At 42.2% G+C, this 6,505-nt stretch carries 6 protein-coding genes and 1 rRNA gene; 2 read left to right on the top strand and 5 right to left on the bottom strand.

The genetic code is table 11. From position 1 onward, the window contains the following. Window positions 1–130 (bottom strand): 16S ribosomal RNA (locus E4U82_RS16230); the annotation flags it as partial. 671 nt (window positions 131–801) lie between these two features. Then, on the bottom strand, window positions 802–1,029 hold the full coding sequence (locus E4U82_RS16225; RefSeq protein WP_135111229.1) for a hypothetical protein: 228 nt from the start codon (window positions 1,027–1,029) through the stop codon (window positions 802–804). Between the two features lie 318 nt (window positions 1,030–1,347). Here E4U82_RS16225 and pdaB point away from each other — a divergent pair, with 318 nt between their 5' ends. After that, window positions 1,348–2,106, top strand: a complete 759-nt coding sequence (gene pdaB / locus E4U82_RS16220) for a polysaccharide deacetylase family sporulation protein PdaB (RefSeq protein ID WP_135111228.1) — start codon at window positions 1,348–1,350, stop codon at window positions 2,104–2,106. A gap of 66 nt (window positions 2,107–2,172) precedes the next feature. Here the strand turns inward: pdaB and E4U82_RS16215 are convergent, their stop codons facing one another. Continuing rightward, on the bottom strand, window positions 2,173–2,814 hold the full coding sequence (locus E4U82_RS16215; RefSeq protein ID WP_135111227.1) for a KinB-signaling pathway activation protein: 642 nt from the start codon (window positions 2,812–2,814) through the stop codon (window positions 2,173–2,175). Window positions 2,815–2,947: 133 nt separating this feature from the next. Between E4U82_RS16215 and gerD the strand changes: the two genes are divergently transcribed. Beyond that, window positions 2,948–3,580 carry a spore germination lipoprotein GerD gene (gene gerD / locus E4U82_RS16210; RefSeq protein WP_135111226.1) on the top strand — a complete coding sequence of 211 codons (633 nt, stop codon included), beginning with the start codon at window positions 2,948–2,950 and terminating at the stop codon, window positions 3,578–3,580. Between the two features lie 684 nt (window positions 3,581–4,264). Here the strand turns inward: gerD and uppS are convergent. Both uppS and E4U82_RS16195 read right to left on the bottom strand, forming a co-directional pair. After that, the gene (gene uppS / locus E4U82_RS16200) at window positions 4,265–4,963 is read right to left on the bottom strand and encodes a polyprenyl diphosphate synthase (protein ID WP_135111225.1); all 699 of its coding nucleotides are present in this window, start codon (window positions 4,961–4,963) and stop codon (window positions 4,265–4,267) included. Between the two features lie 6 nt (window positions 4,964–4,969). Next, entirely contained in the window at window positions 4,970–6,451 is a 1,482-nt protein-coding gene (locus tag E4U82_RS16195; RefSeq protein ID WP_135111224.1) for a DUF4153 domain-containing protein, read from the bottom strand. Between the last annotated feature and the right edge of the window lie 54 nt (window positions 6,452–6,505).

Raw genomic sequence — 6,505 nt, 5'->3', positions numbered from 1 at the left:
ACTCACCCGTCCGCCGCTCGTTCCACAGGCGCACGCCCCGAAGGGCGTTTGTCTGCTTCCCGCGCTCGACTTGCATGTATTAGGCACGCCGCCAGCGTTCGTCCTGAGCCAAGATCAAACTCTCCAATAAAGTATGGAGGTCAAAAAGTTCGATAAAAATGACACATCGCATTTCATCGTTGGCTTGCTTTTCCGTTTCTTGTGTATTAAAGGCATACACTCCGATACTCAAAGCTGCGCCGCCTCAAACTGCCCGGTCCTTTTTACTCTCCTTTTTGACTTGTGATTCAGGAGATTGACACCGATCAATCTCTTTCATGGCTTAGCTAAAATTGATTCAGGGTTTCATTGGTCTTCCATCAAAATCAAATTTTGACTCCGACCTCTTACCTCTGACATCTGTTTGTCATACTGGTTGTTTTGTTCAGTTTTCAAAGATCAATTTCCCTCGCCGTTTTTAACGACGAATTACAATTTAACATGGTAGCAACAAAATGTCAATGACCTTTCTTAATTAATCTCTCTTTCGAAAATACTGTAGAAAAGTAAAGTTTTTGTTGACGACAAAAAATAATATAGCATAATCAGATGCTTCGTTCAATAGGAAAATCAAAAAAATTTTCAGCAGGACTTTTAAAGTCAGCACACAAAGGGCACTTTATCCTATAGCTAATCGGACCGAGGGGTGGACAATCGCAGCGCTATCGATCAGATTATGGTGCCGCAGCATGGCGCATCGTTACAATACATGGGTATAATCATGATTGTAGAATGGCCCTTTTGGGGCTTTAACAGCCTACACTACATTCTCTGATTTCCGATCCGTTTAGGCATGTATTTTATACACTCTTCTTTGCTCGCGATGCGACGGTATAAATTAAATATGGTTTGGTATCGCGCCCTCATAGAGGTTTTAACCATTTCGTCGATCCGATGATCTTCCATATCCATTAATAATTCTTCCAGCTCCCGCTTTATTAAATATTCCATTTCCTTTTGCTCTTCATTATTAATCAAAAATCCCAGCATAGTGCCACCTGACCTTCCAATTGTGAACTTGTTGCTGTTCTTGGATAGATATTTACAGACATTACTATTCCCCGAATCGACATAGTTATATCCCTCTTTTTCAAAGTTTCATCATTTCTTATAACGAAGAGGGACGGCAACCTGTGTAATTGTACCACTTTTCCGGTAGTGCCTCCACAGGCTGCTGTGGCTTTTATGCAGCAAATCAGTTCATTATGTAATTTTTCAGGGTTTTTGAACAACCTCCTATAAAGCTTGTTCATATTACGTATTTTTACTCATAGAATACATTAAGGAATGGTTGAGGGGAATGATAGGATGAATCATTTTTATGTGATGGGATTTAAAAAGTGGAAACGCTATGCAGTCGTTATATTACTGGCGTTATTTGCTGCCATATTCCTTTGGTTTGAACGTGATGGAACATTTTCAATCTTATCCGCCAGTGAACCATCAGCGCTCACAAAGGGCAATGCGGATGAATCAGATATTGCCTTAACCTTTAATATCAGTTGGGGAGAGGAAAAGGTTCATGACATTTTGGAAAAGCTTGAGCAGCATCAGGTACAAGCCACTTTTTTTGTGAGCGGGGAATGGGCTGAACGCCACCCGAAGATTTTGGAAAAAATAACAGAACAGGAGCATGAACTTGGCATGCTTGGCTATCGCTATGAAAGTTACCTGGATCAGGAGCTGGATGAGGTGCGGAACGATTTATTGGAGGCAAAGGATGTCTTCGATAAAATGGGTTACGAGGATATCGAGCTTTTGCGGCCGCCGAGTGGACACTTCAACAAGGAAATTATTGAATTGGCTGAGGATCAGGGCTTTACAGTCACCCATTGGAATATCAATCCAAATGATTGGGAGAATCCAGGTACACAAAAAATCACGAATATGGTAATGGAGAAAACAACGAATGGGGATATTATTTTAATGCATGCATCGGACTCTGTTAAGCAGACTGCTCAAGCCTTACAGACGATACTTCCCGGGCTGAAAAATAAAGAGTTTCAATTTGTCACCATATCTGAACTAATGAACCAGGCCCATGCCGAGTCAAAACTTGCCGACTGAAAACAACAGCGTTAGCATCTGAGGCCACAAGCCTCAATGTGCTTCGGCCACATTGAGGCCTGACATTCATTCCTTTTTGGCTCCTGTTTTCGCAGAACTTGTTGTGTTGCTGTCCGACTTTCCACTTCCTGTTAAACGGTGTAATATCAGTAACTGATACGTATTGCATGCCAGGAGAGGTATGATCATAAGCCATGCGTAATCCGTGCCGCTCGTGCGCAGCCCCGGCACCCACTCAACTGCCGTTATGACAACCATCAAAAACAAGGCCGGAATAAATGCCCGCCGGTTCGTTTCACGCGCTTTAATTTCCGATACAATCCAGCCGTATCCAAGAATTGCCGCTGCCATCAAAACAAACCAAAACACCGAAGTACCACCGTCCGAAGCACTATATGGAAAATAGATCAAATCAAACACAACAAAGACAATCAGCAGCACTTGAACGGTCGGCCAAAACGTCCGGAACAAACTGAGGCCAAACCGGTTAATAAATAAGTAGGCAAAAAACCCGGTTTGACTGACCACACTGAATACGAGGCCCAAACCGATAAAAAAGAGGATAATCCCAAACAGTTCAAACCCATTAAAGGGATTTAAATTATTTGTATAATATGCGGGTTTGACAAAGAAACTGGTCACGAGTCCTGTAACCCCGCCAATCAGTAACGTTTTTAAAAATAAACCGACCCACTTTCGACTATTCAAATCACTTTCCTCCTAAACCTGTGTTCACTGTCCTCCGTTTATTTTAGCATGAACAAATCCTTTTTACCTCCTAATATACATATTTTTTCGCTTGATGGCACATAGTAACCATGAGAGGAAGGAGGATGTGAACATGCTTCGGATCACTTTAATTTCCCTTTCCCTGCTGTCCGCTCTATTCATTTCTGGGTGTGCCGGGCAAGGTGCTACCAGCGAAGAAGCCAATTATGACACCACAAAAAAAATGGTTGTTGACATATTACAAACTGATGACGGAAAGAAAGCACTTCAGGAAATCATGACTGACAAAAAAATGAAGCAGGAGCTGATTATGGACTCCGATGCCGTCCAACAGTCGGTGGAGAAAGTCCTGACTTCTGATAAATCGACAGACATGTGGAAGCAATTATTTGAAGATCCATCATTCGTTAAAACATTTGCAAAGTCCATGGCTGACGAGCAGAAAAAGCTCATGAAGGATCTAATGAAGGACTCCGAATATCAGCAGCAGATGATCGACTTGATGAAAGATCCACAGATGACTGAACACATGACCAACGTCATGAAAAGCCAGGAATTTAACAAGCATTTGGAGGAATCCATTCAGAAAACACTTGACACACCACTGTTCCAGGAAAAAATGAGCCAGGTACTGCTTAAAGCCGCTGAAGAACAGGGGAACCAGCAGAACCAAAAACCTCAACAGGGAGTCAACCAGGGCAATGGCGACAATTCGGGCGGTTCGGGCGGAGGCGGCGGACCGTGATGACCTTTTTCCAGCGGTGTAAACATTCATTCAGTGGGGGTGTTTTTTTACCCCTCACTGCTATTCACAAACGATGACTATCAGGTCACAGGTTGATTCCGCAGTCATTATTCATTGTAATAAAGGGATATTGCAGACGTATTCTTGTATTCAGGAACGCCAACACTATACCAACTTAAGCAGATTCAAAATGGCGTCCTCAAGCATATACTTTATGAGTAGACTATATTAAAACTCATGACTTTCATACTTGTAACAGTTTGTGATATACGGCATTTTGGGGTCATTTACAAGCTCGTTACAGTAATCTTCTTGTATGCTAAATCGTCCGCCTGTATCCTTATTCTCTCCTATATGTTCCCCGCTTTCATCTCTTGTACTATCCCAACGATAGTATATAAGCTCGCCGTTAAATTGAAACTCGGTAATGATTGGATCTCCAGACTGTGAAAATTGGGTAAATCGAATAAAGTCAGGGTTACCATTCTTCAAATCGATTGATTGTTGTTGCCAAAGAACTTAATATAGCCAAAAATTTTATACTTTAAAGATATACTCTCCTTAGGTTAGGAACCCAGCGAGCCATGATGGTTTCTTATCCTTTAAAAAGCTTTCTAAAGCGAACCGAATTCGTTTGGGAGTACTGTAGTTTGCTCACGCTATGTTTTCGGGAACTCTTATAACTCATCCACTCAAATAACTATTGACTGGCTGCTGACCAATCGCTTCAGCAAACATTTCCCCTGTGAAATCGGGAAAATACATATCCGAGAAATACAAATCTGATTCAGCGGACTGCCAAAGCAGGAAATTACTTATCCGCTTCTCGCCACCCGTTCGGATAATCATGTTAGGTGAGGGCAGGTCCCCCGTGTACAATAATTGCTGCATTTTTTCCTCAGTTATATCATCCTCGCTGATTTTTCCATTCCTAACTTCCTCAATCAACGTTTTAGCGGCTTGAACAATATCACTCCTACCACCATAATTGAAAGCAAAATTGACGATAATGCCGGTGTTATTTTCTGTACGGACGACCGCTTTTTTCAGTACTTCCCGGGTTTTATCAGGGAGCGGAGATGTGTTTCCGGAAATCCTGATTTGAATATTTCTCTTCAAAAATTCAGGGAGTTTTTTATTAAAAAATCTTACTGGCAAATCCATCAGATAATTCACCTCACCAGACGGTCTGGACCAGTTTTCCGAGGAAAAGGCATAAAGTGTCAGGACTTTGACGCCGCATGCAATACTGGCATCAATAATGTCTTCCATTCGCTTTGCCCCCGCATAATGACCTTCACTTCGGCTCAGACGTCTTTTTTTACCCCATCTGCCATTCCCATCCATAATAATGGCGACATGATCAGGACTTCCTTGATACATTCGACCTCACGCCCCTTCGTATTTGTCCAGTTCCAGACTGGTCAACCGCTCGCGTACCTCCCGCTTGGTAAAATTAAACGATTGCCAGTCATCCAGTGGATTATTTTTCATCTTCTGCTGGCTTAAATACAGCATATGTTCAAGCTCCGGATAATCCGGATCCACGTTGTACAATTCTATTAATCCTTCAACACCTGTATATGAAAGCGAATTGAGATACTGAACATCAATTTTGCCGATTTCCTCAAACCGCTTCATATTCTCATCCACGATGATCTGTTCAATATGCACCACATTCAGAGCTGTATAGAACACCAAACCCGCAATCAGATAGAAATGCAAAAGAGCCAGCCGCTCAAGCCAGACACGAATCAATGTATAGGCAAAAATAACAATCAAAAAAATCATGAATGCGTGCGCCAAAATCCGGTCCATGGTAAATCCATATGCAGCTTCATATATACTTAAGCGCTGATAGGCTGATACGAGCATAACGCCACTAACGACAATCAGCAGCGAGTACATCAGTTTAAGCGCCAGGTCTATTCTTACCCCCTGTTCACGCACAAGCTTCAGACAGAAAATCAGGATCGTCCAGTTGATCAGCGTGACCATTATCAATTCAAAAAAACCTCGTCTTGCATATTCCGCGTAAGTCAATCCTTCCTGAAGCCCTTCACCGAAAAAGTAGGTAAACTGAATGACTGTAAAAAGGATATAAACCGCATTAAGCAACACCAGAATTGTCATTGCCGTTATCCCATTCCAGCTGATGGCATGTTTATATTTTTCCAACTTCCCCTGAATGGTGGTCCGTCCGGTAACCCGAAGTACCTGCAGAATTCCAAAAAAGAGAAACGTGAAAATTAATACAGCCACTATCCGGAAAATCCCTTCGAAGTCAAGATTAACCATAAACTGTGGCAGACGAAGCACTATATCCTTAAAGACAGCGTCCGCCGACATTAAAAGAGCTGTAATCACCCCTAGAAGAGGGACACCAATCAAGATACCAAGCATCACCCGTTTGACTGTCTGTGATGTGGATTCATCCGTATTTTGGAACACCTGATTAAATAATCTGTTGCAAAATTGGATACTGTAGGCTGCACCCCACCCGATTTTAGCCACCATCCGTACCAAAAATGCAGGTTTGCCCCATTTCAGATTACCGGGACTTGTTATCAAGACCACATGGAACAGCACAAGAAACGGGATCACCACGATATTCAACAGGTAAAAAAATGCATTGTCATACAATAAATAACTCGCTGCCAAGAGCCAAATACATCCCATTATCAAGAGGCCAATCCGTCTATGATTGAATCCGAGTCTAAACCGCACAAACACAACCAAATAGAACCCGGTGAGAAATACCAGATACGAAACGCCAATCCGGGCGTGAAAAAAGCTGATTTCTGCAAGTATGCCAAGCCCAAGACAACTGAGCATAAACAGCCATTCATTCTTCTTAATAACGGTTTTCATCTACCAACCACCCCTTACTGTGTTTTTCTATATACAAAGAAATTCTATGTAGAT

This window comes from Lentibacillus salicampi (genome assembly GCF_004565465.1).
Taxonomy (GTDB): domain Bacteria; phylum Bacillota; class Bacilli; order Bacillales; family Amphibacillaceae; genus Lentibacillus; species Lentibacillus salicampi.
Note: the sequence above shows the minus strand (reverse complement) of the source record. Positions and strands in the feature narration are given on the sequence as shown.